The following is a 25,770-nucleotide window of genomic DNA, read 5'->3' on the forward strand; positions in this document are numbered from 1 at the left end:
TCCGTTTGTCCAGAGCTCATGCTTCGACAAAGAGATAGGGAGGCGAATCGACCAAACGTCATCCTGATCCACGCTGCGCTGCGATCTCGCCCAGGGTGTCGTCGATCGCATGCAGAATGCTGCGCGCGTCCGCCTGTGTCATTGGCGTCGAGAGCGCGAACAGGCCGTAGCTGGCAGACAGGACGCCGCGGCTGAGCAAGCCCTTGTGGAATGTATCGAACCTCCGGTGCTCGGCCTGGCCCGGATAGACGGATCTATAGTCGGTAACCGGATGCGAGGTAAAATGAACCTTGAACAGCGAACCGAGGCCCACGCATTGGCCGGCAAGGCCATGCCTGTCGAACGAGGCGGACACCCCTTCGCGCAGGAATGCGCCCAGTGTATCGAGATGGGCAAAGCTCTCCTTCGTCAGCGCCCGCATCGAGGCGAGCCCGGCCCGCATGGTCACCGGATTGGCGGTGAACGTGCCGCCATGGGGAAGAGCGGGCTTGCCCCTGGTCGGATCGAACACCGCCATGACATCGGCGCGCCCGCCAACGGCGCCCACGGGGAAGCCGCCGCCGATGATCTTTCCGAGCGCGGTCAGGTCGGGCTCGATGCCCCACAACCCCTGCGCGCCCGACCAGCCAAGGCGAAACGAGATGACTTCGTCGAAGACAATCAGGGTCCCGGCCGCGCGGGCAATCTCGACCATTGCGTGCAGATAGTCCCGGCGTGCCGGGATGAGGCCGGCACGATTGGGCATCGGGTCGATCAGCACGCCTGCTATGCTGTCGCCCTGAGCGGCGAAGACGGCGCGAAGCGCCTCGACATCGTTGAAGGGCACGGCAATCACATCGTCCAGCACCCCGCGCGGCGTTCCCTTTGCGTAAGGCGTCGAGCTTGGCATGTCGCCCCAATTGGACGGGGAACTGTCCAGGCTCACCTCGGCGAAATCATACGACCCATGGTAGGCGCCTTCGATCTTGACGATCTTCGGCCGCCCGGTGAAGGCGCGCGCGGCCTTGATGGCCATCATCACCCCCTCCGTGCCGGAGTTGGTGAAGCGGATCCGGTCGACGGAGGGCAGCCGGTCGACGAGAAGCTCGGCAAGCTCAATCTCGCTGAGCGTCGGGGCGCCAAAGGCCGTGCCGAACGGCAGTTGCTCGACCACGGCGGCAGCGACGTCGGGATGCGTGTAGCCATGGATCATCGAGGTGAAATTGTTGATGCAGTCATAGTAGACGTTGCCGTCGACATCCCAGACCCTGCACCCCTCGCCTCGCGCGGCATAGATCGGAAACGGATCGACAAAGACGGTGGTGCGCGTATTGCCGCCCGGCATCACCCTCTTGGCGCGCTCGAAGAGGCTCTTTGATCCAGGCATGGCGTCAGGATAATGCGGCATGGCTCTCGCTGGCGAATTTGACCGTCAAGGCAGCAGCGGCACCGCCGCTTGTCGCAATGCTATGGCCAGCTTCTGCACCGACGCAATCGGCCAGGCGGGGTATGCGACACGACCAAGGCCGTCACCGACCATTAGCCTCCCGCCGCCATTGCCCGGTTCGGATGCCTGAGGTGGGTTGGCGTGATGCCGGTCTGCTGGCGGAACACACGGCTGAAATGGCCGGCATTGGTGAAGCCGCAGCGGTAGGCGATGTCGCCGATCTGCAAGTCGCTGCCTTCCAGCAGCGACTTGCGCATGATGCACCCTGAGCGTCAGATATGCCGCCATCGGGCCTATGCCCAGTTCCAACCCGAAGAGCCGTTCGAGCTGGCGCCGCGAGCAGTTCAGGCGGCTTGCGATCTCGGCCACCGACAGCGTCTCCTGCAGGTTGCTCTCCATCAACAGCAAGGCCCGCTTCACCGCCCGGCTCGACGCCGCCGGAAACAGGTCGCCGACGGGCTGCACGTCGCGGCTGCCCCTGATCCGGTCGAGCACCAGGATCTTGGCGGCCTTCTCGGCCGCCTTCTGGCCGATGAACTGGGACACGAAATGGCCCGCGAGGTCGGCGGCACCCGTGCCGCCCGCGCATGTCGCGCGGTCCCGGTCGACGGTAAAAAGGCTGTCGGCATGGGCGTTGACCTCCGGGAACCGGCTGCGGAAATCCTTGATGTGGAACCAGCTGACGGCGGCGCTGTAGCCGTCGAGCAACCCGTAGCGCGCCAGCACGAAGCTTCCCGTGCAGAGCGCCGTCAGCGGCACGCCCTTGCCGGCGGCACGCAAAAGAAACGCCTCCTTCTCGGAACTCAGGCTGCGGTTTGTGTCGAGCAGGCCGCCGACCACGACCACGTTATCGAAATCCTCGGGGTTGCCGATCCCCCCGGTCGGCAGCAATTCGACGCCGCAACTTGCCCGGATCGGCAGGCCGCGTTCGCCGACGATCTCCCAGTCGAACTCTATCCTGCGGCTGCGGTCGCCCTCATCGCCCGCCAGCCGCAGCGTGTCGATGAACAACGATAGCGGCGACAGCGTGAAGTCGCGAACGAGGAGAAACGCAAAACGCCTGGCCATTGTTGTTCGGAGCCGTCCTCGTGCCCTCTGATTGCACCCTGTTGCGCATCACTCGCCACCCCTTATATAGCCCGTGTCGGAAAAGGCAGAGTTGGTTTGGTAAGCCCAACTCCTTTCGCCAGCGAATTCCTTTCGCCGGGAAAGTTCTGGTCTTCGGCTTCGTGCACGAGATCCCCGCGACGAACATCGGACGCTGCTCAAGGGCCCGTCGCGTCCGACATGAAGGCGATCGCAACCCTTCTCGCCGCGCGGGCAAGCGCGATCAGCGCCGAGATCAGGCGCGGCCTCGGCGTCGAGGACTTCGAGCAAGTCGGATCAGCACATGACCGTCCGCGCCGGCGGCGAGACACTTCGCGCGCGCTGGCTTATTGGCCGCGGCGGCGGCCGCTGGGCCACCGACGCTGATCCGGACCTGGAGGGAGTTGCCAAGGCCGCGGCGCGGTGGTTTGGCGAACCCGAATGAAGCATGTCCATCGGGCGGCGAATCCAACTGCCCCGCCGATGAAGCCGAACACCCGCCGGGTCCCATGCAGGGGGAACTGACCGAGCCTGATTTCGGTTGTCTGTTGTGCGAACGTTCGTTGCACGGCAGGCACCTGACGAGCGAAGATGAGAGATGAAACCTGCAGCCAAGCGGCGCGGTTCCCTGCGGAAGGTCCTAGGTGGCATCGCAGCGGCGATTGCGACCACCCCTGACCGGAGGGCCGAGCAAGGCGCGAGCACCGCGTCAATGGTTGCCGAATGGCCGCTGCCGCCGTCGGCGACGCTTGGCTCCTCCTTGCGCTTGAAAGGGATCGAACGCGAAGTACGAGCCAGGCTACCCTGGACAGTGAGGAAATTTGCCAAGGCCGAGACCGGCCGCATCGTCTTGCGCATGCTGCAAGCCGACGCGGATGCGTTCCAGGCCGCCTCGGCGACCATCTCCAGGACGCTGGAGGGGATCGAAGCGCTGGCCGTGCTTCCGCGAGAAGCGGAGGACATTCTCACCATCTCGTCGCGCGAGCGGCACAAGTGGCTCAGGGACGGTCGCTTGAAAAGCATCGGCACGCGCACCGTGAAGATGCGCGGGCGATCCAAGGCCGTGACCTTCCATGTCTTCGATCCACGCCACATCGAGGACGTTCTTGATCGTGACCTGGCGACCGCCTGGCGGGAGGAGGACGCGCGGGAAATATCCGAAAACAGGAGGCGCGGAGCCGGCAAGGCCGCGCTGACGCGAGCAGGCAAGCGGACGGGCAACGCCCGCAAGACCAGGAATTCGGGAAAAGACGATGCGCCAAAGCTCGAAGGCTGGGACACGTTCGAGGCGGAAGGATTGCTGCGGTAGAGCAACAACCCCAGCAAAACGTGTAACGATTTTCCGACGAGGATCGCGCTCGCGCCCCATTCCCGTCTAGGGATATTGCGCCTTACCGGGGCCGGCAGCGCCGAGATCGCCCTGCAACTCCTTTGGCAGGGGAAGGCTCGAACATTGCAGATGGACGTCGCGGGCGAGCAGCTTTCGCTGCTTCTGCTCGTGCTCCTTGGTGGCTGCTATGATCCCCAATCCATACGGGCCAAGTGCGACGAATTCCCAACCCGGATGCGTTTTTTCGCGGACCGCGTAGTCCGAAGCCGCCGCTCGAGCTTGCTGGCATTGCGGCGACGCCCATTTCTGGTCCTGCTGCGAAAGAGAGGCTCCGTAATCGACTGGAGAGGTCGCGCATCCGGCCATCGTCGCGGCCAATGCGGACATTGCAAGCCCCACCGCAATTTTCATCCAGAAGCCCTTTGCCAACCACCGTGGAGAGTACATGGACGTCTTCATCTCACAAGGGGAGCGTTGCGACCAGAGAGCCCGGCCTCGTTCCTGGGCCCGCCCGTCGCCAGATTTGGACCGCGGCTTGGAACCAATGATGGGCGAGACTGTTCAGTTGTAACTTGATACGACGCTGACATTCTTGCCGGCGGGCAAGGCGGCCATCTTCAGGAGTTCCCATCATGACTATTTCGTCCGGATTTCGTTCAATCGCCATTGCCGCGATCGCCGCTGCGGGCGTCAGCCTGGCAAGCGCCGCGCATGCCGACAGCGGTAAAATCCGCTTCTCCGTCTACAAGGCGGCCTTCTTTGTCGGCGGCTCCGGTGGCGAGGGCACGCTGACTTTCCATGGCCGCAAATACCCGATCTCGATCGGCGGCGTCTCGGGCGGCCTCGCCTTCGGGGTCTCCAAGACCTATTTCCAGGGCACCGTGCGCCACATCAAGCGCGTCCGGGATGTGACTGGCGTATACGGCGCCGCCGGCGGCGGCGGCACGCTCGGCAAAGGCGCCCAGGTGATCGTGATGACAAACGACAAGGGCGCCCAGCTTGAACTCACGGGCCGACAGGTAGGCCTGCAGGTCAACGCCGACCTGAGCGGGCTCGCCATCTCGCTGAGATAAGCCTCGTGGCGTGAAGCGCGTCGCCATGACCCTGCGACGCGCTCCGGCGCACATTTTGAAACTGGAAATCAGCTCCTCAACCCCGGCGCTTCCTGTCCAGTGCGCTCGACATATTCCGTATAGCCGCCACCATAGGTGTGGATGCCTTCCGGCGTCAGTTCGAGCACACGGTTCGACAGCGCGGCCAGGAAATGCCGGTCGTGCGAGACGAACAGCATCGTGCCTTCATACTGCGACAGCGCCTCGATCAGCATCTGCTTGGTGGTGATGTCCAGATGGTTGGTCGGTTCGTCCAGCACCAGGAGGTTGGGCGGGTCGAACAGCATCAGCGCCATCACCAGCCGCGCCTTCTCGCCGCCTGACAGCACCCGGCATTTCTTCTCGATCTCGTCGCCGGAAAAGCCGAAACAGCCGGCAAGTGCCCGAAGCGGCGCCTGGCCGGCCTGCGGAAAATTATCCTCCAGCGTCTGGAACACGGTGCGCTCGCCTTCGAGCAACTCCATGGCGTGCTGGGCGAAATAGCCCATTTTCACACTCGGTCCCCGCGCCACCGTACCGGTATCGGGATCGGAAGCACCGGCCACCAGCTTCAGCAGCGTCGATTTCCCCGCGCCATTGACGCCCATGATGCACCAGCGCTCGCGGCGGCGGACCTGGAAGTCGAGCCCTTCATAGATGGTGCGGCTGCCATAGGCCTTGTGCACGTTCTTCAATGTGACGACGTCCTCGCCGCAGCGCGGCGCCGGCTGGAACTCGAAATTCACCACCTGGCGGCGCTTTGGCGGCTCGACGCGGTCGATTTTGTCTAGCTTCTTCACCCGGCTCTGCACCTGCGCGGCATGCGAGGCACGCGCCTTGAAGCGCTCGATGAAGGCGATCTCCTTGGCCAGCATCGCCTGCTGACGTTCGAACTGAGCCTGCTGCTGCTTGTCAGCGATCGCCCGCTGCTGCTGGTAGAATTCGTAATTGCCGGAATAGGCGGTGAGCGATCCCGCGTCGATCTCGACGATCTTGTTGACGATGCGGTTCATGAACTCGCGGTCGTGCGAGGTCATCAGCAGCGCGCCGTCATAGCCTTTCAGGAACTGCTCCAGCCAGATCAGGCTTTCCAGGTCGAGATGGTTCGACGGTTCGTCGAGCAGCATGGCGTCTGGCCGCATCAGCAGGATGCGGGCCAGCGCCACGCGCATCTTCCAGCCGCCCGAGAGTTTGCCGACGTCGCCGTCCATCATCTCCTGGCTGAAGCCCAGACCGTCCAGCACCTCGCGGGCGCGCCCGTCCAGCGCATAACCGTCGAGTTCCTCGAAGCGATGCTGCGCCTCGCCATACTTCTCGATGATCTCATCCATCCGGTCGGCCTGGTCGGGGTCGGCCATCGCAGCCTCGAGTTCCGCCATTTCGGCCGCCACGTCGCTCACTGGCCCAGCACCGTTCATCACTTCCGCGACCGCGCTGTGGCCCGCCATGTCGCCGACATCCTGGCTGAAATAGCCGATGGTGACGCCACGATCGACCTGCACCTGGCCCTCGTCAGGCTGCTCCTGGCCGGTGATCATGCGAAACAAGGTCGTCTTGCCGGCGCCGTTCGGCCCGACGAGGCCGATCTTCTCGCCCTTCTGCAGCGTGGCCGACGCCTCGATGAAGACAAGCTGACGGCCGTTCTGCTTGCCGATGTTTTCAAGTCTGATCATGGTGATCCGGGAGGCTCAAAGGAGATTGGAGGATTTGCCCGCGCCCTTACGCGAATGAAGATGCCAGGGGAAGAGGCAGAAGCGCCGCAGATGCCTGGCGGAGCACGAGGCGCCGATTTCCTCAACTGGCGGAAATCGGCGGTTTGCATGGCTGCTCCTGCCTGCCGGCGTCCATGAAAAATCGGCGGGCGGTCGAAATCCGCCCTTCTCGAACGACTTTGGCGCGGTGGCCTGCACGGCCAGACCAGAAACGCCAACAGGACAGGACCATGGCAATGGCCAAGATGCTCGTGATCTACAAAACCCCGGCCGATCCGGCCGCCTTCGACCGCCACTATTTCGACGTTCACATACCACTTGCCAAGAAGCTTCCCGGGCTGCGGCGCTATGATGTCAGCAGGCGGCCCATCGTCAAGCTCTCGGCGGGCGAGATGCCTTATCTGGTGGGAACATTGTATTTCGACAGCCTCGACGACATCCGCGCCGCCTTCGCCTCGGAAGTCGGCGTCGCCTGCGCCGCCGACCGGCGGATACTGGCTCCGGGTGACGACGATCTGACGATGCTGTTGTTCGACGCCGACGAGGTGTGATCCCGACCGCCAGAAACACTCCAGAAACAAGATTCAACATCCGGGAAAAACTGAGGAAAACATCGTCGGGCATAACATGCTCGTGGCAACCGGACAGCGGTCGCCACCAATGCAAAGGGATGCTGCCTGCGATGCAACGACATTCGACCAGATGGATGAGTGCCCTCGCAGGCATTTCGCTGGCCATGCTCGCGGTCGCACAGTCGGGTGCGGAGGCGGCGGTCACCCGAAGCGAATATTGCAGCCGGCTCGGTCTTCAACTCGACGGCGCCATCCAGACCAAGGCCAGGCCCGGTGCCAGTGCGAGCCAGATCGCGCAGGCAACGGCACTGCAGGACAAGGCGAACCGGTTCTGTGCCGAAAGCAAGCAGGCGCAAGGCATCCGGACCTACGCCAACGCCCTGAAGCTCCTCGGTGTGACACCGGTCGACCTCAACCAGTGACGAGCAGTCATCACCCTTGAAGACCCGTCGCGAAAAGGGCGGCCTTTTCCTGCGAGCAATGCCGCGAGCGGTCCGCCCTCGCGCAGCATGTCTTGCCCTTGCTGGATGGCGGCAAAGTCCTGATGACGGATCTGGGTGGAATCCGGGTAGAACGCGGTCGAGGAATTCTGCACGCCATCACCACGGCAGTCCCGACGTCACCACGGCAATCTCCTGCCATCGCGAAAAAAGCCGCCGGTCGGGCCGTCGTCCGGCAAGGTCGCGGCCCAGACGATGCCGGCCGCCCCTTGCGCGACCGGGCGTCCGCCCGGTCCTCCCATGTCGGTGGCGACCCAGCCAGGGCAAACGGCATTGACCAGCACGCCGGAGCCGCGCAGCTCCGCCGCCAGCACGCGCGTCAGCGCGTTGAGCGTCGCCTTCGAGGTCGAATAGGCCGGCGCCCCCGCCCCCATTGAGGCCAGCGAACGCCTTCGGACGACACATTGACCAGTCGGCCATGGCCGCCCGCCCCGAGCAGCGGCGCGAAGGCGGCGGCCGCCCGCCAGGCGCCGAAGACGTTGGTCTCGAACGCCTCGCGGATGACGGTCCAGTCGGGCCGCGAGGCGCGCGAGCCGGTGTCGTAATGGATGGCGGCATTGTTGATCAGCACGTCGAGCCGGCCGAACCGCCGCTGCACCTCTTCGGCTGCCGTCTGAGCCGCGTCAGGCGCGGCGACATCGAGCGCGATGACCTCGACATGGCCATCGAGCGCCTTGGCTGCCGCCTCGCCCTTGGCGATATCGCGCACGCCGAGCAGTACGGTGAAGCCGAGCTTGGCCAATTGCCGGCCGGTTTCCTGACCGATGCCGCGATTGGCACCTGTGACGAGGGCGACTTTGTCGGAATGGGTGTTCATCTGTCATGCCTTTGTGGCTGCCGATCATCGAAGCGAAGATGGCACGGAGGGAATTGATTTATTAGGCGGCGGAGATCGCAGTCATTGTGCGATCGATTGCATGGATCGGTTTGCGCAGGAATCGGGTGTCGGCCGGCGCTGCGCCATGCGATCGTTGATCCATCATGAGGACCGGTCATGCTCACGCTCCACGATTATCTGCCATCGCAGAACGGCTGGAAGGTCCGGGTCCTGCTCGGATTGCTTGAGATTCCCTACGACAGTCATCCCGTCTCGATTTTCGCGGGCGAGAGCCATACCGACGCCTTCCTGGCGCTCAACCCGGCAGGCGCTGTTCCCGTACTTCAACTCCAACACGGCAGCGCTATTGCCGAATCCAATGCGATCCTCACCTACCTCGCCGAAGGCACGTCCTTCCTGCCGTCGGACCGCTATCGGCGTGCCAAGGTCATGCAATGGCTGTTCTTCGAACAGTACAATATCGAGCCCGTCATCGGCTCGCTGCGCTTCTGGACCTTGACGGGACGGCTCGAGCGCAACCAGGCCATGGTTGCCGGAAAACGCGAAGCCGGAGCCCGTACGCTCGCCGCCCTGGACCGCAGCCTTGGCGAGACGCCGTTCCTCGCCGGCAGCGACTTCACCGTCGCCGACATCGCCGTCTATGCCTACAGCCATCGCGCCGGGGATTGCGGCTTTTCGCTGCCTGACTATTCAGCGTTCGCCGCATGGATGGAGCGCGTGCGCGATGCCATCGGACCCGGCTACCCCGTCCATCCCTACGGTATCGATCCGCATTCCGGAGCCTGAGCGCATGCGCTGACGGATCTGGCTCCCGCCAGAATCCGTCTCTGTTTACACCGCGGTGGAATAGGGATATTTTTTATCCTTAATAGGTCGGTCGGTACCGGCCCGGGAACCCGTGGATGATCCTGAAAAGCCAAGTCGAATGGGCACTGCACTGCTGCGCCATTCTCGCCGGTCTGCCCGAGGGGCGGTATCTCTCCACAAAAGCGCTTGCCGAGTTCCACGGCCTTCCCAAGGAATATCTCTCCAAGGCACTGCAAAGCCTGTCGAAGGCGGGACTGGTGCACACGACGCTGGGGCCGTCGGGTGGATACCGGTTGGCGCGGACGCCGGCAGAGCTGACCTTCCTCGACATCGTGGAGGCGGTTGAGGGCAAGGCGCGGACGTTTGTCTGCAACAATATCCGCGAGAACAATCCGTGTCGTCCCCAGGGCTATTGCGAAAGCAATCCTTGCCCGGTGGCGCGCATCATGTGGGAGGCCGATGAGGCCTGGCGCGCAAAATTGCGCGCCGTCAGGCTTTCCGACCTCACCGAAGCGTTGGCGCTCGACATCCCCGCGGAGCTTTGGAAAAACAGCTTCGAATGGGTGCTAGAGCGCGCCGGATGAACGTGGCCGCATGACCGTCGCGGGCGGCCGGTCTCCCGTCGCCGGCATGCAGGCGGCTAGCCATGCCCGCATCGTTCCCGGCGCCCGTTATCGACAGCGCCACGCCGAGATAGATGGCGGCGACCACCAGGTCCTGGAGCAGGCGCGCTTCTCGCGGCCTCAGGCGTGCCATGGGACGCCCACGGCCCTGGAAATACCAGACACGATGCCGGCAAGCCCGAGAAGGTTGATCAAGACCAGAGCCAGGAAATGATGATCGCCGAACATGGGCTCACCGACAGTATTTTGGCTGGCGGCAGGCCGGACGCGAGGAAGGGCGACCGGCCTTGCGCCCCTATTTCTTGGCCGGATAGGTCAATTCCTTCTGGGCGCTATCGACCACGAACACCGCCAGCAGCTTCGCGGGCTTCGTCTCGCTGCCGTTTTCGCTCACGCTGTGGCGATCACCCGGCATCTCCGAAAAGCTCTCGCCGGCCTTGTAGACCTTGACCGGGTCGTCGTTGACCTGGCTGCGGATGGAGCCTTCCAGAACGGTGGCATAGATGAAGGCGGAGCTTGGATGCGTATGCGCCTCCGAATAGCCGCCCGGGCCATATTCGACGAGGATGCCCTTGATGCTCTTGCCGGGGGCATTCGGCAGTTCATGCTCATAGACGAGGGTGACCTTGGCGGCCTTCTCGCCGGCGCGATGGGCCTCCTTGGCTCCAACCGGGCCGGCCAGTGCCGCCGTCAGGGCGAGCGCGATGGCGATTGACTTGATCATTCGAAAACTCCTTTGTGTGTTGAGCTACGGCGCATCCTGGCGGTCATTTCCGCGCCGCGGTGGCGAACCATTGCTCGAAGGTGATGCGGCCAAGGCGCGGATTGTTGTCGGAGACGAGCGAAGTGTCGTTCAGCCTCGCGCCGAAGTAGAGCGCCTCCGGATCAGCCACGACCTCGCGGGGATCGCCGACAGCCTTGAGGTAGCGGGCGACGAGTTCGCTCATGCGCGCACGCTCCGGACCGGAAATCTCGATCATGCCGTTGATCGGCGCGCCGAGCGCGATCCCGGCCATCGCATCGGCGACGTCGTCCGATGCGATAGGCTGCACATAGGCCGGCGACAGGTGCACGGCCTCGCCGACCGTGCCGGACTTGGCGATGCTGGCCAGGAATTCCATGAACTGCGTCGAATGAACGATGGTGTAGGGGATGCCGGAGGCCTTGATCAGCTCTTCCTGGACGAGCTTGGCGCGAAAATAGCCGCAGTCCTGCAGGCGTTCGGTCCCGACAACCGAGAGCGCGATGTGGTGCCTGACCCCGGCAACTTTGCCCGCGGCGAGCAGGTTGCGGCCCGAAGTGGTGAAGAAATCCATGGCGGGCTGGTCCTCGAACGAAGGTGAATTGGCGAGGTCGATGACGACCTCGGCGCCAGCCAGCGCCGCCTCCAGGCCTTCGCCCGTGATGGTGTTGACGCCGGTATTCGGGGCGGCGGCAACCACCTCGCAGCCCTGCTTGCGCAGCCGTTCGACCGTCTTGGAGCCGATAAGCCCGGTGCCCCCGATGATGACGATTTTCATGATAGTCTCCGTTCGCGGTCGCGCCGCGTCGTTGCTGGTTTCGTTGAGGGAGAGGTCAGTTCAGGCCGGCCTTGTCGAGGCCATAGAGCTTGTCCGCGGAGCCGGGCACGGTCTTGAAGGCGACGCTGACACGGTTCCAGGCGTTGATGGCCATGATCGAGAAGGTGAGGTCGGAGATTTCCTTCTCCGAAAGCTGCCCGCGCACGCGTTCATAGAGCTCGTCCGGGATACCGCCTTCGGGGAGTTTGGTGACGGCTTCGGTCCAGGCAAGGGCGGCACGTTCTCGGGGAATGAATAGGATCGATTCGCGCCAGACGGCGAGATGGTACAGCCGCAGCTCGCTCTCGCCGTGGATCTTTGCTTCCTTGACGTGCATGTCGAGGCAGAAGGCGCAGCCATTGATCTGGGATGCCCTGACGTGGACCAGATCGCGGAGCTTCTCTTCGATCGCGCCATGTGTCTCGGCCATGCTGAAATCGAGGAGCTTCTTGAAGAGTTCAGGCGATTGCTGGGCGGCGTTCAGGCGCTGCGTCATGGCTTTTCCTTTTTTGGATATCTTGTGTCCTTAAGGACAATTAATATCCATAATGACTGGACAGTAAAGCGCCACCCGCCTACGATGCGAACATAAGGCTTATGTCGAAAAGTATGAGGGCGAGGATGGACGTCGTATCGGCGTTGCGAACGTTCCTGCGGGTGGCGCAGACAAAATCCTTCTCAGCGGCCGCCATCGACCTCAATCTGACGCAGCCGGCTGTATCCCGGCAGGTCTCCGCGCTAGAATCGCATCTCAAGACGCGCCTCCTGCATCGCACGACGAGCGCGCTCGCCTTGACGGCGGAGGGTGAACGGATGCTGCCGATGGCGCTGCGCGTCATCGAAGCGGTCGAAGCGCTCGGCGAAGCCAGCGGCGCCGAAGCGGCAGCCATATCCGGAAAGGTTAGGCTCAGCCTGCCGACGCCCCTCGGCTTCTTCCTCAGCGACCGTCTGGCAGGGCTGTTGGAGCGCCATCCGGCACTTCAGGTCGAACTGCTCCTTCGGGATGAACCGTCGGACGTGGTCGCGAATGCGATCGATCTAGAGGTACGCCTCGGGCCGGTCTGTGACAGCAGCCTGATCTGCCGCCGGATCGGCTGGACAACAGCCTTTCTCGTGGCCTCGCCAGCCTACATCGAGGGGCGCGACACACCGCGAACGCCGCAAGACATCAAGGATCACTCCTGCATTTGCTACAGCCGTGGCGGGGACGGCCGGTCGTGGTCGTTCTCCAGTGGAGCGGAGGAAGTGGTTCTGCGGATTGAGCCCCGCCTCGTCGCCAACAATTCGATGGCCGTCCACCGCGCGACCCTGGCGGGAGCCGGGCTTGCGGTGCTTTCCCACATCCTCGCCGGATCGGACATCGAAGCGGGCAGGCTGGTCAAGCTGATGCCGGATTTTCCGCCGACGCGCCTGCCGATCAATGTCGTCTACCCGTCCCGCCGGAATATCCCGCTGCGTGTGACAACGGTGCTCGACTTTCTTATCCAGGCCGTCCGCGGCGATGTCTTGATGGCGTCGGCGCCCGTGCGGACAATTCCCGGACCCTTGACCCACACTACCGCGTCTGAAGGCTGCTATTTCTTTCCCTGCGGATAGATCGTCTCGCCGCGCTTCAGCATCGCCACGAAGGCTTCGATCTTCTTCTTGCGCCCGGCTTCGGTCTTCATGTTGTGGGTGCGGAAGGCGAGCGAGAAGCGGTTCTGCGCGCTGAGCTTTTCCAACATCGCCTTGGCCGCCGGCTCGGCATCGATCGCCGCTTGCAAATCATCGGGGATTTTCATCTCCTTGCCGCTGCCATAGGCACGTGCCCAGCGCCCGTCGGCCTTGGCCGCCTCGACCTGTTTCAGCCCGTGCTCGGTCATGCGGCCCTCCTCGATGAGCCGCGCGACATTGTCGATGTTGATCTTGCTCCAGATGCTTTTTTTGCCGCGCGGCGTGTAGCGCTGCAGGAAACTGTTCTCGTCCAGCCCCTTGCGCACGGCGTCGATCCAGCCGAAGCACAGCGCGACGTCGATGGCTTCCTTCGGTGTGATCGACTTCAGTCCCGAGCCCACCTTGTGAACCTTGATCCACACTTCGGTTTCCGTGGCGTGGTGCTGGCCGAGCCAGGTATGGAAACTGGCCGCGTCGGGAAATTCCCTGACCTTTTCGGGATCGACCTTGACCGGAGCCATCAGCGGGCCTGCCGGTTCAGAATTGTTGTCGCTGGGGCCCCTGTCATCTTGCCTCCGTCATCCTGCGGTCTCGGCATCATGGCATCGCCCACTGTCAATTCCCGTCAGCAGTGGAGACGCTGTCATGAAGTTGGAAACACACCATGGATTGCCGCGTTGCGGCTGAAGCGCGCCCGACCAGATGGAGGAGCACGACGCTTCCCCACCGTGCTATAGGACCACAAATGCCACGCGGGGGGATATGCCGCAATGAAATCTCTGCTCTTCGGCCTTGCCTTGTTGCTGCCGGGCGTGGCGCTGGCCGAACCGATCGAAACCCGCAAGATCATCACCGCGCTGACCGGCGACTTCAACGGCGACGGCGCTCCCGACCTTGCCATGGTGGTCGAGACCGGCCCGACCGACCCGATGGACATCCATTTCTTCCTCGGGGACAAGGAGCACAATTACCTCAAGCCTGTCGAGATCGTGGGCGAACAGATCGGTGGCGAGTGGAACGGCTACGACCGGGCGGGCTACGAAAACTCCGACGCCGAGCCGGAGCTGACAATGCTGCCCAACGGGTCGATCAAATTCCATCTGCCGGCGCCGGAGATCGGCAGCGAGCGCACCAACCAGACGCTGACCGTGGCCTACCGCAACGGCGCCTTCATCGTTGCCGGCTTCGCCTACGATTCCGATGATTACCTGCAGGAGAATGCCGCCAGCGCCTGTGACTACAATGTGCTGACCGGCAAGGGCACCAGCTCGAAGCGGCAGCCGGACGGCAGCACGAAGCACAAGACCGTGTCGGCGGAAGGCAAGACCATCGCATTCCGGGACTGGAACTCGGGCGACGCCTTCGCTGCTTGCCAGGAATAATGGCTCGCTGGGCTTCGGCCGGCATCAGGCCGGTGGCGGCATTGCCGGCGTCAGGCCGTGACGGCGCATGATCTCCATCATCGCAGCTTTGTCGGGCGGCCCGCCGGCAGCGGCGTTAAGCAGACCGAATGCCTCGCGGAAATAATCCGGACCAATCGCCGCCGGCGTGATGACGCACAGCGTCTTGGCATCCCGGGCGCCGTTATTGTCGAAGCGGTGGACGGCGCCGCGTGGAATACACAGCGCCTCCCCCGGCCCAACCTCGATCGGCTTGCCGTTCACGGTCCAGGTCAAAACCCCGTCAATGCCGTAGATCGTTTCCTCGTAATGGTCGTGGCTGTGCGCCGGCGCGGGCAAGCGCTGCGCGCTTGGCACCATCAGTTCGAAAGCGGCGACGCTGCCGTTCGAACTTTCGCCCGACACCAGGAAACGGACCGACAGCCCCTTGGTGCCGATGGTTTCATCGGCTGGGTTGACCTCAGGATTCATGGATGACATTGCGCAAACCCCTCCGGTAAATTACATTTACTAGTCATCAGTAAACTCAATTTACCGGATCGTCAATGGCCACCTCCACCGAAGTTCTGCAGACCAAGACCGAGGACCTTTTGATCGGCGCCCTGCTGCGCGTGCCAGCCCAGGCGATCCAGCGCCGGCTGATCAGGGAGCTCAATGCCGCCGGCTTCGACGAACTGCGTCTGCCGCATATGGCCGTGCTGCAGTTTCCCGGCCCGGACGGCGCGCGGCCCGGCACGATCGCCGAGCGTGCCGGCATGAGCAAGCAGGCCATCAACCAGCTGCTCACCAGTCTGGAAGGCTACGGTTATCTCGTCCGCTCCGACGGCGAAGGCAGCGCGCGCGTGGTGCGGTCCACCGAGCGCGGCCACGCCGCTTTCTGGAAAATGGTCGACATATTGCGCGACATCGAGGAGGACTGGCGCACCGAACTTGGGCCGAAGCGCTTCGCCGAACTTAAGGCACTCTTGTTCGCAGTCTGGGATAGCCCGCTGGCCCGTTGACCAAGCTCCGGCCATCGAGGCAATCGGGTTTCCAAACCGCACGGCGTCGGACCAATCGGCATCTCCGATAGCACCATCGGTTTCTTCCGTTTCCCCTCACCGCATCGAGCTGCCAATTCCCTGCCCTTGTCCAACCAACGAAGGCAGAGCGGAATGAGCATTTCGAACCAGAGAATCCTGATCGTCGGCGGCGGATCCGGCATGGGCCTCGCGCTTGCAAGGCGCTGCCTGGCAGCCGGGGCCGAAGTCATCATCGCCGGGCGCGGCGAGAACAGGCTGCGGCAGGCGCGTGAGGCGCTGGGCAATCCCGCAGGGCTGGGGATGGCCACTGTCGATATTGCGCGGGAAGACCAGGTCGGGGCGTTGTTCGCCGAGATCGGCGGCCTCGACCATATCGTCAGCACCGCCGCCGACATCGAAGGCGCCTACCGGCTGCTGCCGGAGCTCGATCTCGAGGCGGCGCAACGCGTGGTCGACAGCAAGCTCTTCGGCCCGCTGCTGCTTGCCAAGCATGGTGCGCCACGGTTGGCAGTGGCTGGATCGATGACCTTTGTCTCCGGCATCGCCGCCTACCGGCCGGCTGCGCGCGGCTCGGTCGTCGCCGCCGTCAATGCCGCGCTCGAAGGGCTGGTGCGGGCGTTGGCGATAGAACTCGCGCCGCTCCGCGTCAACGCGGTGTCGCCCGGCTGGGTCGATACCAACATTTGGGCGCAAGTGGCGGGCGACAGGAAGGCAGAGACGCTTGTGGCGATGGCCGAGCGGCTGCCGGTCGGCAGGATCGGCCAGCCCGAGGACATCGCCGACGCGATTGCGTTCCTCGTCGGCAATGGCTTTGCCACCGGCACGACGCTCCACGTCGAGGGCGGACATCGTCTCGTCTAAAACAGACGGCTCTACGAAACGCTTTCAAAGCAAGACTTTGGAGCGGCTTGCGGATTCAGCGTCTGAACTGGCTTTCGGGGATGCCGGCGCCTGCATGTCGCTCGCGGCGGTAAGCAGGCGGCGCAATGCCGGCGGCTGGACGCGCCGGCGCCGCCAGATCATCGTCAGCGGCGCCGCCTGTTCCGGGCCAGGCCAAGGCAGTTCGATCAGCTCACGACGCTTGAGCGCGTCGCTGACGGCCAGACGTGGAATGAGGCCCAGCCCCGCGCCGGCCGCCACCAGCCGGGCAATGGCACCGATGCTGCCGACTTCGGCGGCAAGTTCAGGCGTACCAGTGCCCGCCTCGGCAAAGGCGGTGTCGAACATGTGCCGGTAGATGCATCCAGGCTCCGTTGCCACGAAGCGCAGCGCGGCAAGGGCGGCCAGGTCGCACGGAACCGGCTTCTGCCCCGGCGCGGTGACCAGCGCCAGCGGTTCGGCCAAAATCGTGCGCCTGGCGAAGCGCTGATCGGCGCCGCCGTTGGACATATCGCGGCGCTCGAAACAGAAGGCGACATCGATGTCGCCCTCCTCCAGCAGGCGCAGCAGCGCGCCGCTATCAGTCACTTTCATGCGCACGGCGATATCAGGATAACTGGCCTGGAACCCCGGCAGCCAGGGCGCCAGCCGGGCCGAGGCGATCGTCTCCAGCGCGCCGATGGTCAGCGCTCCGCTGGTCTGTCCCGCCGCCGCGAGCACCGCCGCCCGCGCTTCGGCATCGAGCCGCAGCAGTTCCTCGGCGATGGGCTTCAACGCCAGTCCCGCCGAGGTCAGTTCCAGGCCCGACTTCAAGCGCGTGAACAAGACAGCGCCCAGCTCGGCCTCCAGCGACTGGATCTGGTCGCTCACACTCGACTGGGCGAGATGAACCGTCTCGGCGGCGCGCGTGACGGTACGGCAGCGCGCCACCACGAGGAAGGTCTTGAGCAGTCTTGGATGCATCGGCTGGCCGAAATCGCCCGGCCTACTGCAGCTGCGGCTTTTTCAGGAAACTGCCGCGGTCGGCGGATTTCACACGCAGCCACGTTTCGCGGCCATCGCGCACCACCCGCATCGGGATCTCGGCACCGGCCGAACCGCTTTCCCACAGCTTGCGATAGAAATCGGCGAGCCCGTCGACCGCGCCGTCACGGACCTCGGAGATGACGTCCCCTTCGCGCAGGCCGGCCTTGGCGGCCGGGCCGCCCTCGGTCACGCTCATCACCACCACCTTGCCGTCGCTTTCGGCCGACAGCGCCCCGAGCCACGGGCGCGGCGGCTTGGCCACCTGGCCACGCGTCAGCAGGTCGTCGAGGATCGGCGGCAACAGGTCGATCGGCACCACCATGTTGATATCGGCCACCTCGCCGGCGCGGCTCATCTGCAGGCGCAGCGAACCGATGCCGAGCAGTGCGCCCTCGGCGCTGAACAAGGGCGCGCCGCCCCAGGACGGATGCGCCGGCGCTATGAAGATCGCCTCGTCGAGCAGATACTCCCAATAGCCGGCGAATTCCTGCTTGGTGACGATCTTGGCCTCGACTGCCCGGCCGATGCCGTCGGCAAGCACCACCGCGTCGCCGATCCTGGCCTTGCCGGCATCGCCCAGCGCCACGGCCGGCAGGCCGGTCGGCGCCAGCGCCTGGACGAGGCCAAAGCCTGATTCCTGGTCGTAGGCCAGCGCATGCGCGGGAATGACACGGCCGTCATGCGAGGTCAGCCAGACCTCTTCCGCCTCGGTGATGAGATAGCCGATGGTCAGCACCAGCCCGTCATCGCGGATGACGACGCCGCTGCCTTCCCTGAGCGTGCCGAGGGCCCCGGCCGTGAAGGCATCCTCCGGAACGGTCGCCCGCACGGCAACCACGGAGCGCGGATTGGGATTGATGGTCATGATTTTGTCCTGCGATGCGAATGCCTGGCGGCTTGTTGTATAGGTATGCCACGCGGGAGAAGGCGCAAGGGGTGAGAACGGTGGCCATGGACCACGAAGCCAATCACTTGGCCTTTCGAGGTTCGAACGCCCGGCAGGACAATGCGGCGGCCCAAGATTAACATAGTTCAACACAAGTTGAACTTCCCCCTCCACAGCCCTACCTATAAACGCCTATCCATCCTTCCCACGACAAGAGGCCGTGCAATGACCGAATACACCCCGCCGAAAGTATGGACCTGGAACAAGGCCAATGGCGGCACCTTTGCCAGCATCAACCGGCCGATCGCCGGTCCGACGCATGACAAGGACCTGCCCGTGGGCAAGCACCCGCTGCAGCTTTATTCGCTGGCGACGCCGAACGGCGTCAAGGTGACGGTGATGCTGGAGGAGCTTCTGGCGCTTGGCCACAAGGGCGCCGAATACGACGCCTGGCTTATCCGGATCAACGATGGCGACCAGTTCGGCAGCGGCTTTGTCGAGGTCAATCCCAATTCCAAGATCCCCGCCCTGATGGATCGCAGCGGCAAGACCCCGCTGCGCGTCTTCGAATCCGGCTCGATCCTGGTTTATCTCGCCGAAAAATTCGGTGAATTCCTGCCCACCGAACAGCCGGCCCGGGCGGAGGTGCTGTCCTGGCTGTTTTGGCAGATGGGTTCTGCGCCCTACCTCGGCGGCGGTTTTGGCCATTTCTACGCCTATGCACCGGAGAAGTTCGAATACGCCATCGACCGCTTCTCGATGGAGGTGAAGCGGCAGATGGACGTACTCGACCGCCGGCTGGCCGAGGTCGAGTATCTCGGTGGCAAGGATTATTCGGTCGCCGACATGGCGGTCTGGCCCTGGTATGGCGGGCTGGCGCTCGGCCGGATGTACAATGATTCCGCCGAATTCCTGTCGGTTCAGGATTACAAGCACGTTCAGCGCTGGGCAAAGGCGATCGACGAACGGCCCGCTGTCCAGCGTGGCCGCATGGTCAACCGCGCCTTTGGCGAACCGTCCATGCAACTGCACGAACGCCATGACGCCAGCGACTTCGACACCAGGACGCAGGACAAGCTGGCCGCCGAGTAATTCTGGAGAACTGGCGGGCGACAAACAAAAGCCCATCACCGGATCAAATCGGTGATGGGCTTTTTGCTTGATGCAGAGACGGATCAGTGAAGAACTTCCACGATCTGACGGGTGTCCGGGTCGACCAGCACGGTCTGATCGTTGATCACCGCGACGCGATACTTGACGTTGGGGACTTCGCGCAGTTCGACCTTGTCCGGCACGGACGAGCCGAGCTTGAGCTCGACGCCCAGAAGGTTCACCGACGCCAGCGGCTCCTTCTTGATGTATTCGCGAACCACCGTCTCCTGTTCCGGCTGGACCACGATCGTGTCCGCCAGGGCCGCTCCGACGCCGCCCAGCAGGACGATGGCAGCCGCGGCGCTCGTAAGATAATGCTTCATAACAACCTCCATGATTTCGCTCCGCCTCAGGGGAAACTCTCACGCAACTGGGAGGTTCCATCCTTGTTTGTGAAATAAATGTGGCGCGCAACCAGAAACATGCCACATTTTATTATGCACACATGTGAAGATAAGCAATGGTATGCTTTGCTTTTCTGAAGAAACTTCTTCTAATTTGCGGAAATAGCAAAAGCATCGCGCGTTGCAGCGCAAGCAATGTCGCCTCTTTCTCGGATTACCCGCTCCTTAGGAACAACTAACGTATAGCGGAGAGTGTCGTTCCAAATGCTCTACCGGGCCTCCAAAAAAGGCCCGCCCTGCCGGGAGCAGAACGGGCCTTCAACGGACCGGTGGAGGTGGCGCCTCACCGATCGCGGCAGGAAAAACGCACGCATCACAGCTTCGTTCCACCGGCCGCCGCGATTTGGCGGAAGGTGCGCAACGCTCGATACCGGAGCGGGAGCTCTTCGTCAGAATCGGACGCCGTCCCGATGGAGCGGCGGCACCGGGTTGACTGCATCCGGGCTCATCGCGACGTTTTGCGCGCGCCTGTAGATCAGCCCCACGACGAGCACGAAATAGCCGACCTGCAGGACGACCAGGACCACCACTGTCCAGCCAAGCGCCACCCAGAACGAACCGGTAGCAATATAGGTCCACACTGCGACAACGATCGTGGTCGCCGACATCCCGACGAGAAAAGACCCAAAATACATCGACCATCAAGATCGCCGAACCGATTCCGGTCCGGCGACTCCCTGCCCATCTCCACACCCGCGCACAGGCTTTCATTATTTTAGCAACTACGCAAGTATGGCGTCCGCCTAGGCATCCATGTAGAAGTTTGTTGCGGGGCGGCCCCGGCAGGAGCAGTTTGATGCTCACGGACCGCGATATCAGGGAAAAGAAGTCCGGTGGGGATTGGAAATGACGCTCAAGCTTATCGGCGCCGGTTTCGGCCGCACCGGCACATGGTCGACCTTTGCAGCGCTTAACAGGCTCGGCCTGCCCTGCTATCACATGCAGGAAGTGATCATGAACAAGGCCAATAAGGGCCATCTTGATTTCTGGCGCGCGGTGGCCAACAGCCCGCCCGGCACCCAGCACGACTGGAACCGCGTGTTCGCAAGCTATACGGCCACCGTCGACAATCCAGGCTGCTGCGTCTGGAAGGAATTGATGGCTGCCTACCCCGACGCCAAGGTGCTGCTGACATTACACCCACGCGGCGCCGAGGCCTGGTATGAAAGCACCATCGACACGATCTACTTCACCGAGAACCTGTGGCAGTTCAAGGTCCTGGAATGGCTCACACCGTTCGGCCGCAAGTTCGGCGACATGTCGCGCAAGCTCATCTGGGGCCGCACATTGGCCGGCGTCATGGGTGACCGCGACAAGGCGGTTGCCCGCTACGCCAGCTATGTCGACGAAGTGAGAGCAGCCGTGCCGCCGGAAAAGCTGCTGGTGTTCAACGTCAGCGAAGGCTGGGGGCCGCTCTGCCATTTCCTCGACGTCGCCCAGCCAAACGAAACCTTCCCCAACCTGAACGACCGCGAAACGATCAAGAAGATCATCCGCGACATCATCAAAGGCTCCTACATCATGCTGGGGCTGACGATGGCCGCCATCGCGGCGGTGATCGCGGCATTGTGGTGGTGGCTGGGGTAACGGCAAGCCCAGGCAGTTCGATCCCTTGCCTGCATGGAGCGGTCAAGTTTTTCGCTCCGAAACAAACGACCTCAAGAGCTACCCGCTTTCACGCGGGCAGGCTGGCTGACAGCGGCTCTCGCCGGAATTTTGCGCTTGTCTTTGCCTGCCGGGCAGCCACCAGCCCATGCCTGTCCGAGCAGGCTACCGTTCTTGAACCTGGCGGCGAGGCCGGGTGATCATATCTCGATTGGATAAAATAGCGGAACGTCCAATGGACATTGCCGGAACCGAACGGGGCCTCTCGGACTTTCGGGCGCACGAAACAAGACCTTGGTCCTACAAGGAAAACCGATCAGTTCGATCCGCAGGCCGCAGCCCATCGAGTCAGATAGCAACGCAACGTCCCCGGTCAATCCATGGACCAGCACTTTGCCATACTGCGTTACCGCCTCGCCAGCCGCCTGGGGTTGGCCGATCATGCCCGGCTAGAATGCCGGGTCTTGCAGCCCCTGCCTATTCCGCTTTCGCGGAAGTTTCCGACGTGTGGGCGATGTGCGATGGTGTTGTTGCGGCGGTACGAGCCGCCCTGGTTGGCGCGGGCGCCGAGCACACCCCAACAATGCGCCCCCCCGTCCGCGTCGACCATGGCAAGCGCCCCGATTACTTGACCAGCGTCCATGCCCCGGCCCAGCCTCTCCAGGCACTCACCCCGGCGCCCCTGCAAACAGCACGACGCCGTCACCACCGGCCGCCGGCCAATCCCTGATGGTGCGGTCGGAGCCGCCGGTCAGCACCGTGCCATCGGCGGCGAAGGCGACTGCGTAGATCGGTCCGGTCTGGCTGTCGAACATGGCGATCTGGTTGCCGCTTGCCATGTCCCACAGCCTTGCGGTGCCGTCGAGCGATCCGGACAGCAGGTGTTTGCCGTCGGCCGATAGCACCAGCGCGTAGACCGTGCCCTCGTGGCCCTCGAAGCGCTTCACCTCGCGGCCGCTGTCGACGTCCCAGACCTTGATCGTCAGGTCGCCGCTACCGGTGATCAGATGATGCCCGTCGGCGGTGAAGACGGCGCCATAGGTGCCTTGCTCATGGCCGTGCCAGCTGCGCAACTGCTTGCCGCTGTCGATGTCCCAGAGTTTCAGCGTCCCGTCGATGCTGCCCGAGAGGGCCTGCTTGCCATCGGGCGAGACGGCGACCGCGCTGATCGACCAGTCGTGGCCGGTCAGCACATGCAGCACGGACCCGTTGACGAGGTCCCAGATGATGACGTTGCCGGTGTCGTGCCCGCTGACGGCGCGCCTGCCGTCCGGGCTGATCGCCAGCTTGTTGACGCCACCGTTCTGGCCGGATTGGAAGACGTGCAGCACCGCGCCGTCGGCGAGTTTTCGCTGCACGATCTCACCATCGTCGCCGGCCGTCAGCACGCTGGTGCCGTCGGGCATGTAGAGCGCGGTGCGCGCCATGTCCTTGTGAACGCCGAGATTGCGCATCAGGTGCTTGCCGCCCATGTCCCAGAGCTTGATCGTGTGGTCGGTGCTGGCGCTCATGATCGAACGTCCATCCGGCGCCACCGCCAGCCAGACGACCGCATCGCGATGGCCGTCGGGCTGCGTTGGTGCCGCCGGCGGCGACGGCGGCAACGGCGCCACCGTCGGCGGCGGAATGACCGTGACCTCCGGCGGCATCGGGGCCGTAGACGCCGGCGGAACAGCAGGCTCGGCCACCGGCGGAGCTGGTTGCACCGGCAAAGCCGGCGGGTTTGCAGCGGCTGGCGGCGTGGCCGCCTGCTCGGGCGGCAGGGCCGGCGGCAAGGGCGGTGTCCGAGCAACCGGCGCCGGCGATTCCGGCTTTGGCACGGATTCCATGGGCGGCGCGCTGGCGACATGCTCGCCACCCTCATGCGGCCGCCACGAGCCGAACCCGTCGCCAAGCAGCGCCAGCAAGACAACCACTGGCAGCACCAGGAAAGTTTGGCGCAGGCGTGGGCGGCCCGCCGGCTCCAATTCGGCGTCCCTGCCGAACAGCGGCACCCCGGCCGCGTGCACGGGCCGGCCGGGCAATTGACCCGCCAGGAACAGCAACGCACCGATGAAACAGGCAAGTGCCGCCGCCGAATATGCCGCCGGCCGCAGCGTGGCAACGTCGAGCCCGGCAAGGCCACGCCCGGCCAGGATGTCGATCAGCGGATAGACCTGGGCCAGACAGGCAGCCGCGACCACGGCCAGGACAAGCGCCAGCACCTTGTCAGCCAACCTGTTCATCGCGCCCTCCGCCCGCCGATTTGGACAAGATTATCAGCGCCGGTGGATGCCGCAAAGCGCCGCTCTTGTTTCCTGCCCTGATGTACACCGATCGCAGTATTCGGATTTGCGCCAGGGCACCCGGCCTCCTGGAGCCCAGAGTCCGCAATGCTTCGGTGGGCTAACCTCGACTATCGCCCTCACAACATTGACAGATGACCGTGATGTGTCACTATCGTGACGGGATATAGTGGAGAGCTTGCACTATGAAGAAGATTTATGAACGACCCGTCCTGGTCAAGAAGGGTAATCTGAAGTCGGTCACGGCCGGGCCCTCGGCGCCGATACTGCCAGGCTGATTTCAGTACCCGGGAACATATCCGCCAATAATGTTGGGGGCACTGTCCGATCGGCAGGCAGGGATGCTCTGTCTTTCTTGAGGCCGTGACAGCGTTGCCGTCGCGTGGTTTACGCGACGACTGTCGCGACGGCCTTCACCCCAATTCCACCCAGACCGGCGCGTGGTCGCTGGCGCCGTCCTGTCCGCGCACGTCACGATCGATGCCTGCCGCCCTGAGCTTGCGCACCAGCGTCGTCGACAACAGGATGTGGTCGAGCCGCAGGCCCGCGTTGCGTGGCCAGCGGTTCCGTCGGTAATCCCAGAAGGTGTAGAGCGTCTCCTTCGGGTATTTCTTGCGCAACGCATCGGTCCAGCCTTGTTCGAGCAGCGCGGCGAAGGCAGCGCGGCTTTCCGGCTGCACCAGCGCGTTTTCGTCATAGGAGCGTGTGGCGTAGATGTCGCGCGGTTCGGGCACGATGTTGTAGTCGCCGGCCAGCACCACCGGCAGGCCGGTGTCGATGAGCTGTTCGGCATGCGCTTCGAGCCTTGCGTGCCAGGCGAGCTTGTAGGTGAATTTCGGCCCCGGTTGCGGGTTGCCGTTGGGCGCATAGAGACAGGCGATGACGATGCCGTTCACCGCCGCCTCGATGTAGCGGCTCTGCCGGTCGGCATCGTCGCCGGGCAACACATCGCGGGTCAGCACCGGCTCGGCACCGCGCGCGAGTATGGCGACGCCGTTCCAGGTCGGCTCGCCTTTCCACACCGCGCCATAGCCGGCATCGGCAAGCGCGGTACGCGGAAACTGCGTGTCGCGCGCCTTCAGTTCCTGCAGGCAGACCACATCGGGTTTTGCGGAGCCGAGCCACGACAGCAGGTTGTCCAGCCTGCTGTTGATGTTGTTGATGTTGAAGCTGGCGATCTTCATTGGGATCAGGGCGCGATCCTGCCCATCCAAGCCCTCACCGTCTCCGCCAGCGTCGTCAGATGATCCGCGATCGAGAAACCCGAAATACTCTTGCGCGGCTTCAAATCATGGTCGCCGTCCTCCAGCCAGATCACTTCGATTGCATTGGAAAGGTTGTAGGTCGCAACCTCGTCCTTCGTGCCGAACTCGTCGCGCGTGCCTTGGAAGATCAGCGTCGGCGTCTTCAGCCCGGCGAGATGTTTTGTCCGCAATTGCTCGGGCTTGCCAGGCGGATGGAAGGGATAGCCGAGGCAGACCAGTCCTAATATTTCGCCCTTGGAAAACATCTCGTCGGCGATCATCGACGCGACCCGCCCGCCCATCGACTTGCCGCCGATGATGAGCTTGCCCGTCACGCCCTTCGCCCTGAGGTCGGCGATCGCGTTGATGTATTCCGGGTTCACCGTCTCGGCACGCGGCGGCGGCTTGCGCTGGCCGTAGCGGCGCGCGGCCATATAGTGGAACTCGAAGCGCACGACCTGGAAGCCAGCGGCGGCCAGCGCCTTTGCGGTGGCTGTCATGGAGGGAGAGTCCATTGAAGCGCCGGCGCCATGGGCAAGCAGGATGGTGACGGGAGCGGTCTCGTGGCCGTCGAAGAGGAAGCTGGTCATGATGTGACACCCCGCGCGACGGCGAAGCTGCCGATCTCCCCCCACGAAGCGAGAGATCGGCTGTCATCGCGGCCTTCGCC

The 25,770-nt window shown here is 63.7% G+C and carries 32 protein-coding genes and 2 pseudogenes; 14 read left to right on the plus strand and 20 right to left on the minus strand.

What is annotated here, in order from left to right:
* Positions 1-58: 58 nt before the first annotated feature.
* From LB571_RS19115 to LB571_RS28970, 3 genes and pseudogenes are all read right to left on the minus strand, one after another.
* Positions 59-1,387 (minus strand): aspartate aminotransferase family protein, encoded by a 1,329-nt coding sequence (locus LB571_RS19115; RefSeq protein WP_224596893.1) that lies wholly within the window; start codon positions 1,385-1,387, stop codon positions 59-61.
* A gap of 131 nt (positions 1,388-1,518) precedes the next feature.
* Positions 1,519-1,683: a helix-turn-helix domain-containing protein gene (locus LB571_RS19120; protein ID WP_224597193.1), complete on the minus strand. Its 165-nt coding sequence runs from the start codon at positions 1,681-1,683 to the stop codon at positions 1,519-1,521.
* 79 nt (positions 1,684-1,762) lie between these two features.
* A pseudogene (locus LB571_RS28970) lies at positions 1,763-2,494 on the minus strand (GlxA family transcriptional regulator); the annotation flags it as partial.
* A gap of 322 nt (positions 2,495-2,816) precedes the next feature.
* On the opposite strand from LB571_RS28970, the gene LB571_RS19130 reads away from it, so the two are divergent.
* The gene (locus LB571_RS19130) at positions 2,817-2,957 is read left to right on the plus strand and encodes a hypothetical protein (RefSeq protein ID WP_224596896.1); all 141 of its coding nucleotides are present in this window, start codon (positions 2,817-2,819) and stop codon (positions 2,955-2,957) included.
* A gap of 153 nt (positions 2,958-3,110) precedes the next feature.
* Positions 3,111-3,821 carry a hypothetical protein gene (locus LB571_RS19135; RefSeq protein ID WP_224596898.1) on the plus strand — a complete coding sequence of 237 codons (711 nt, stop codon included), beginning with the start codon at positions 3,111-3,113 and terminating at the stop codon, positions 3,819-3,821.
* 66 nt (positions 3,822-3,887) lie between these two features.
* On the opposite strand, the gene LB571_RS19140 is transcribed toward LB571_RS19135, so the two are convergent.
* Positions 3,888-4,253 (minus strand): hypothetical protein, encoded by a 366-nt coding sequence (locus LB571_RS19140; RefSeq protein WP_140824043.1) that lies wholly within the window; start codon positions 4,251-4,253, stop codon positions 3,888-3,890.
* 221 nt (positions 4,254-4,474) lie between these two features.
* Between LB571_RS19140 and LB571_RS19145 the strand changes: the two genes are divergently transcribed.
* A complete protein-coding gene (locus LB571_RS19145) occupies positions 4,475-4,915 on the plus strand; it encodes a hypothetical protein (RefSeq protein WP_140663452.1) in 441 nt (146 codons plus the stop codon).
* 68 nt (positions 4,916-4,983) lie between these two features.
* Here the strand turns inward: LB571_RS19145 and LB571_RS19150 are convergent, their stop codons facing one another.
* Complete coding sequence (locus LB571_RS19150; RefSeq protein ID WP_140663454.1) at positions 4,984-6,606, minus strand: ABC-F family ATP-binding cassette domain-containing protein; 1,623 nt, start codon at positions 6,604-6,606, stop codon at positions 4,984-4,986.
* 275 nt (positions 6,607-6,881) lie between these two features.
* Between LB571_RS19150 and LB571_RS19155 the strand changes: the two genes are divergently transcribed.
* Together LB571_RS19155 and LB571_RS19160 are read left to right on the plus strand one after the other, a co-directional pair.
* Positions 6,882-7,196, plus strand: a complete 315-nt coding sequence (locus tag LB571_RS19155; RefSeq protein WP_015316871.1) for an EthD family reductase — start codon at positions 6,882-6,884, stop codon at positions 7,194-7,196.
* Between the two features lie 155 nt (positions 7,197-7,351).
* Positions 7,352-7,639 carry a hypothetical protein gene (locus tag LB571_RS19160; protein WP_224527170.1) on the plus strand — a complete coding sequence of 96 codons (288 nt, stop codon included), beginning with the start codon at positions 7,352-7,354 and terminating at the stop codon, positions 7,637-7,639.
* Positions 7,640-7,836: 197 nt separating this feature from the next.
* Here LB571_RS19160 and LB571_RS28810 read toward each other — a convergent pair whose 3' ends face one another.
* Both LB571_RS28810 and LB571_RS19165 read right to left on the minus strand, forming a co-directional pair.
* A complete protein-coding gene (locus LB571_RS28810) occupies positions 7,837-8,091 on the minus strand; it encodes an SDR family NAD(P)-dependent oxidoreductase (protein ID WP_263484593.1) in 255 nt (84 codons plus the stop codon).
* Complete coding sequence (locus LB571_RS19165) at positions 8,037-8,534, minus strand: SDR family NAD(P)-dependent oxidoreductase (RefSeq protein ID WP_263484594.1); 498 nt, start codon at positions 8,532-8,534, stop codon at positions 8,037-8,039. The genes LB571_RS28810 and LB571_RS19165 overlap by 55 nt, the downstream gene beginning before the upstream one ends.
* Before the next feature lie 177 nt (positions 8,535-8,711).
* Between LB571_RS19165 and LB571_RS19170 the strand changes: the two genes are divergently transcribed.
* Complete coding sequence (locus tag LB571_RS19170) at positions 8,712-9,341, plus strand: glutathione S-transferase family protein (protein WP_224596901.1); 630 nt, start codon at positions 8,712-8,714, stop codon at positions 9,339-9,341.
* Between the two features lie 116 nt (positions 9,342-9,457).
* Positions 9,458-9,946, plus strand: a complete 489-nt coding sequence (locus LB571_RS19175) for an RrF2 family transcriptional regulator (RefSeq protein ID WP_224596904.1) — start codon at positions 9,458-9,460, stop codon at positions 9,944-9,946.
* A gap of 82 nt (positions 9,947-10,028) precedes the next feature.
* Here LB571_RS19175 and LB571_RS19180 read toward each other — a convergent pair.
* From LB571_RS19180 to LB571_RS19195, 4 genes and pseudogenes are all read right to left on the minus strand, one after another.
* A pseudogene (locus LB571_RS19180) lies at positions 10,029-10,213 on the minus strand (hypothetical protein); the annotation flags it as partial.
* 67 nt (positions 10,214-10,280) lie between these two features.
* Entirely contained in the window at positions 10,281-10,709 is a 429-nt protein-coding gene (locus LB571_RS19185; protein WP_140663463.1) for a cupin domain-containing protein, read from the minus strand.
* Between the two features lie 43 nt (positions 10,710-10,752).
* Positions 10,753-11,505 carry an SDR family oxidoreductase gene (locus LB571_RS19190; protein WP_140788450.1) on the minus strand — a complete coding sequence of 251 codons (753 nt, stop codon included), beginning with the start codon at positions 11,503-11,505 and terminating at the stop codon, positions 10,753-10,755.
* A 55-nt stretch (positions 11,506-11,560) separates the two neighbouring features.
* Complete coding sequence (locus LB571_RS19195; RefSeq protein ID WP_015316865.1) at positions 11,561-12,040, minus strand: carboxymuconolactone decarboxylase family protein; 480 nt, start codon at positions 12,038-12,040, stop codon at positions 11,561-11,563.
* Positions 12,041-12,165: 125 nt separating this feature from the next.
* Between LB571_RS19195 and LB571_RS19200 the strand changes: the two genes are divergently transcribed.
* Entirely contained in the window at positions 12,166-13,140 is a 975-nt protein-coding gene (locus LB571_RS19200; protein ID WP_140876440.1) for a LysR family transcriptional regulator, read from the plus strand.
* On the opposite strand, the gene LB571_RS19205 is transcribed toward LB571_RS19200, so the two are convergent.
* Positions 13,119-13,718 carry a YdeI/OmpD-associated family protein gene (locus tag LB571_RS19205; RefSeq protein ID WP_140725121.1) on the minus strand — a complete coding sequence of 200 codons (600 nt, stop codon included), beginning with the start codon at positions 13,716-13,718 and terminating at the stop codon, positions 13,119-13,121. The two genes, LB571_RS19200 and LB571_RS19205, sit on opposite strands and share 22 nt — an antisense overlap.
* 249 nt (positions 13,719-13,967) lie before the next feature.
* Here LB571_RS19205 and LB571_RS19210 point away from each other — a divergent pair, with 249 nt between their 5' ends.
* Positions 13,968-14,579 (plus strand): hypothetical protein, encoded by a 612-nt coding sequence (locus tag LB571_RS19210; protein WP_224596906.1) that lies wholly within the window; start codon positions 13,968-13,970, stop codon positions 14,577-14,579.
* A 24-nt stretch (positions 14,580-14,603) separates the two neighbouring features.
* Here LB571_RS19210 and LB571_RS19215 read toward each other — a convergent pair whose 3' ends face one another.
* Positions 14,604-15,077: a cupin domain-containing protein gene (locus LB571_RS19215; protein ID WP_224596910.1), complete on the minus strand. Its 474-nt coding sequence runs from the start codon at positions 15,075-15,077 to the stop codon at positions 14,604-14,606.
* A gap of 65 nt (positions 15,078-15,142) precedes the next feature.
* Between LB571_RS19215 and LB571_RS19220 the strand changes: the two genes are divergently transcribed.
* Together LB571_RS19220 and LB571_RS19225 are read left to right on the plus strand one after the other, a co-directional pair.
* The gene (locus tag LB571_RS19220; RefSeq protein WP_015316860.1) at positions 15,143-15,598 is read left to right on the plus strand and encodes a MarR family winged helix-turn-helix transcriptional regulator; all 456 of its coding nucleotides are present in this window, start codon (positions 15,143-15,145) and stop codon (positions 15,596-15,598) included.
* Between the two features lie 153 nt (positions 15,599-15,751).
* Positions 15,752-16,480, plus strand: coding sequence for an SDR family oxidoreductase (locus LB571_RS19225; RefSeq protein WP_224596926.1), 729 nt, complete (start codon positions 15,752-15,754; stop codon positions 16,478-16,480).
* A gap of 24 nt (positions 16,481-16,504) precedes the next feature.
* On the opposite strand, the gene LB571_RS19230 is transcribed toward LB571_RS19225, so the two are convergent.
* On the minus strand, positions 16,505-17,461 hold the full coding sequence (locus tag LB571_RS19230; RefSeq protein ID WP_224596927.1) for a LysR family transcriptional regulator: 957 nt from the start codon (positions 17,459-17,461) through the stop codon (positions 16,505-16,507).
* A gap of 22 nt (positions 17,462-17,483) precedes the next feature.
* A complete protein-coding gene (locus tag LB571_RS19235) occupies positions 17,484-18,389 on the minus strand; it encodes a S1C family serine protease (protein WP_023775064.1) in 906 nt (301 codons plus the stop codon).
* 246 nt (positions 18,390-18,635) lie between these two features.
* Between LB571_RS19235 and yghU the strand changes: the two genes are divergently transcribed.
* Complete coding sequence (gene yghU, locus LB571_RS19240) at positions 18,636-19,502, plus strand: glutathione-dependent disulfide-bond oxidoreductase (RefSeq protein ID WP_015316856.1); 867 nt, start codon at positions 18,636-18,638, stop codon at positions 19,500-19,502.
* Between the two features lie 83 nt (positions 19,503-19,585).
* On the opposite strand, the gene LB571_RS19245 is transcribed toward yghU, so the two are convergent.
* Together LB571_RS19245 and LB571_RS19250 are read right to left on the minus strand one after the other, a co-directional pair.
* Complete coding sequence (locus LB571_RS19245; RefSeq protein ID WP_015316855.1) at positions 19,586-19,885, minus strand: DUF1236 domain-containing protein; 300 nt, start codon at positions 19,883-19,885, stop codon at positions 19,586-19,588.
* A gap of 470 nt (positions 19,886-20,355) precedes the next feature.
* Positions 20,356-20,601 carry a hypothetical protein gene (locus LB571_RS19250; protein ID WP_015316854.1) on the minus strand — a complete coding sequence of 82 codons (246 nt, stop codon included), beginning with the start codon at positions 20,599-20,601 and terminating at the stop codon, positions 20,356-20,358.
* Positions 20,602-20,812: 211 nt separating this feature from the next.
* Here LB571_RS19250 and LB571_RS19255 point away from each other — a divergent pair, with 211 nt between their 5' ends.
* On the plus strand, positions 20,813-21,553 hold the full coding sequence (locus LB571_RS19255; RefSeq protein WP_140617933.1) for a sulfotransferase family protein: 741 nt from the start codon (positions 20,813-20,815) through the stop codon (positions 21,551-21,553).
* A 686-nt stretch (positions 21,554-22,239) separates the two neighbouring features.
* Here the strand turns inward: LB571_RS19255 and LB571_RS19260 are convergent.
* Entirely contained in the window at positions 22,240-23,796 is a 1,557-nt protein-coding gene (locus LB571_RS19260; protein WP_224596937.1) for a WD40 repeat domain-containing protein, read from the minus strand.
* Between the two features lie 245 nt (positions 23,797-24,041).
* Here LB571_RS19260 and LB571_RS19265 point away from each other — a divergent pair, with 245 nt between their 5' ends.
* A complete protein-coding gene (locus LB571_RS19265) occupies positions 24,042-24,134 on the plus strand; it encodes a lasso RiPP family leader peptide-containing protein (protein WP_140617931.1) in 93 nt (30 codons plus the stop codon).
* Positions 24,135-24,269: 135 nt separating this feature from the next.
* Here the strand turns inward: LB571_RS19265 and LB571_RS19270 are convergent, their stop codons facing one another.
* Positions 24,270-25,040 (minus strand): exodeoxyribonuclease III, encoded by a 771-nt coding sequence (locus LB571_RS19270; protein ID WP_224596939.1) that lies wholly within the window; start codon positions 25,038-25,040, stop codon positions 24,270-24,272.
* Positions 25,041-25,045: 5 nt separating this feature from the next.
* Positions 25,046-25,690 carry an alpha/beta family hydrolase gene (locus LB571_RS19275; protein ID WP_224596941.1) on the minus strand — a complete coding sequence of 215 codons (645 nt, stop codon included), beginning with the start codon at positions 25,688-25,690 and terminating at the stop codon, positions 25,046-25,048.
* Positions 25,691-25,770: the final 80 nt, after the last annotated feature.

Source organism: Mesorhizobium sp. BR1-1-4 (assembly GCF_020165375.1).
Classification (GTDB): domain Bacteria; phylum Pseudomonadota; class Alphaproteobacteria; order Rhizobiales; family Rhizobiaceae; genus Mesorhizobium; species Mesorhizobium australicum.

Excerpts from the sequence above, each read along its gene's own strand:
- LB571_RS19115 (WP_224596893.1), bottom strand. The coding sequence starts at position 1,387 with ATGCCGCATTATCCTGACGCCATGCCTGGATCAAAGAGCCTCTTCGAG.
- LB571_RS19120 (WP_224597193.1), bottom strand. The coding sequence starts at position 1,683 with ATGCGCAAGTCGCTGCTGGAAGGCAGCGACTTGCAGATCGGCGACATC.
- LB571_RS19130 (WP_224596896.1), top strand. The coding sequence starts at position 2,817 with ATGACCGTCCGCGCCGGCGGCGAGACACTTCGCGCGCGCTGGCTTATT.
- LB571_RS19135 (WP_224596898.1), top strand. The coding sequence starts at position 3,111 with ATGAAACCTGCAGCCAAGCGGCGCGGTTCCCTGCGGAAGGTCCTAGGT.
- LB571_RS19140 (WP_140824043.1), bottom strand. The coding sequence starts at position 4,253 with ATGAAAATTGCGGTGGGGCTTGCAATGTCCGCATTGGCCGCGACGATG.
- LB571_RS19145 (WP_140663452.1), top strand. The coding sequence starts at position 4,475 with ATGACTATTTCGTCCGGATTTCGTTCAATCGCCATTGCCGCGATCGCC.
- LB571_RS19150 (WP_140663454.1), bottom strand. The coding sequence starts at position 6,606 with ATGATCAGACTTGAAAACATCGGCAAGCAGAACGGCCGTCAGCTTGTC.
- LB571_RS19155 (WP_015316871.1), top strand. The coding sequence starts at position 6,882 with ATGGCCAAGATGCTCGTGATCTACAAAACCCCGGCCGATCCGGCCGCC.
- LB571_RS19160 (WP_224527170.1), top strand. The coding sequence starts at position 7,352 with ATGAGTGCCCTCGCAGGCATTTCGCTGGCCATGCTCGCGGTCGCACAG.
- LB571_RS28810 (WP_263484593.1), bottom strand. The coding sequence starts at position 8,091 with ATGGGGGCGGGGGCGCCGGCCTATTCGACCTCGAAGGCGACGCTCAAC.
- LB571_RS19165 (WP_263484594.1), bottom strand. The coding sequence starts at position 8,534 with ATGAACACCCATTCCGACAAAGTCGCCCTCGTCACAGGTGCCAATCGC.
- LB571_RS19170 (WP_224596901.1), top strand. The coding sequence starts at position 8,712 with ATGCTCACGCTCCACGATTATCTGCCATCGCAGAACGGCTGGAAGGTC.
- LB571_RS19175 (WP_224596904.1), top strand. The coding sequence starts at position 9,458 with ATGATCCTGAAAAGCCAAGTCGAATGGGCACTGCACTGCTGCGCCATT.
- LB571_RS19185 (WP_140663463.1), bottom strand. The coding sequence starts at position 10,709 with ATGATCAAGTCAATCGCCATCGCGCTCGCCCTGACGGCGGCACTGGCC.
- LB571_RS19190 (WP_140788450.1), bottom strand. The coding sequence starts at position 11,505 with ATGAAAATCGTCATCATCGGGGGCACCGGGCTTATCGGCTCCAAGACG.
- LB571_RS19195 (WP_015316865.1), bottom strand. The coding sequence starts at position 12,040 with ATGACGCAGCGCCTGAACGCCGCCCAGCAATCGCCTGAACTCTTCAAG.
- LB571_RS19200 (WP_140876440.1), top strand. The coding sequence starts at position 12,166 with ATGGACGTCGTATCGGCGTTGCGAACGTTCCTGCGGGTGGCGCAGACA.
- LB571_RS19205 (WP_140725121.1), bottom strand. The coding sequence starts at position 13,718 with ATGGCTCCGGTCAAGGTCGATCCCGAAAAGGTCAGGGAATTTCCCGAC.
- LB571_RS19210 (WP_224596906.1), top strand. The coding sequence starts at position 13,968 with ATGAAATCTCTGCTCTTCGGCCTTGCCTTGTTGCTGCCGGGCGTGGCG.
- LB571_RS19215 (WP_224596910.1), bottom strand. The coding sequence starts at position 15,077 with ATGTCATCCATGAATCCTGAGGTCAACCCAGCCGATGAAACCATCGGC.
- LB571_RS19220 (WP_015316860.1), top strand. The coding sequence starts at position 15,143 with ATGGCCACCTCCACCGAAGTTCTGCAGACCAAGACCGAGGACCTTTTG.
- LB571_RS19225 (WP_224596926.1), top strand. The coding sequence starts at position 15,752 with ATGAGCATTTCGAACCAGAGAATCCTGATCGTCGGCGGCGGATCCGGC.
- LB571_RS19230 (WP_224596927.1), bottom strand. The coding sequence starts at position 17,461 with ATGCATCCAAGACTGCTCAAGACCTTCCTCGTGGTGGCGCGCTGCCGT.
- LB571_RS19235 (WP_023775064.1), bottom strand. The coding sequence starts at position 18,389 with ATGACCATCAATCCCAATCCGCGCTCCGTGGTTGCCGTGCGGGCGACC.
- yghU (WP_015316856.1), top strand. The coding sequence starts at position 18,636 with ATGACCGAATACACCCCGCCGAAAGTATGGACCTGGAACAAGGCCAAT.
- LB571_RS19245 (WP_015316855.1), bottom strand. The coding sequence starts at position 19,885 with ATGAAGCATTATCTTACGAGCGCCGCGGCTGCCATCGTCCTGCTGGGC.
- LB571_RS19250 (WP_015316854.1), bottom strand. The coding sequence starts at position 20,601 with ATGTATTTTGGGTCTTTTCTCGTCGGGATGTCGGCGACCACGATCGTT.
- LB571_RS19255 (WP_140617933.1), top strand. The coding sequence starts at position 20,813 with ATGACGCTCAAGCTTATCGGCGCCGGTTTCGGCCGCACCGGCACATGG.
- LB571_RS19260 (WP_224596937.1), bottom strand. The coding sequence starts at position 23,796 with ATGAACAGGTTGGCTGACAAGGTGCTGGCGCTTGTCCTGGCCGTGGTC.
- LB571_RS19265 (WP_140617931.1), top strand. The coding sequence starts at position 24,042 with ATGAAGAAGATTTATGAACGACCCGTCCTGGTCAAGAAGGGTAATCTG.
- LB571_RS19270 (WP_224596939.1), bottom strand. The coding sequence starts at position 25,040 with ATGAAGATCGCCAGCTTCAACATCAACAACATCAACAGCAGGCTGGAC.
- LB571_RS19275 (WP_224596941.1), bottom strand. The coding sequence starts at position 25,690 with ATGACCAGCTTCCTCTTCGACGGCCACGAGACCGCTCCCGTCACCATC.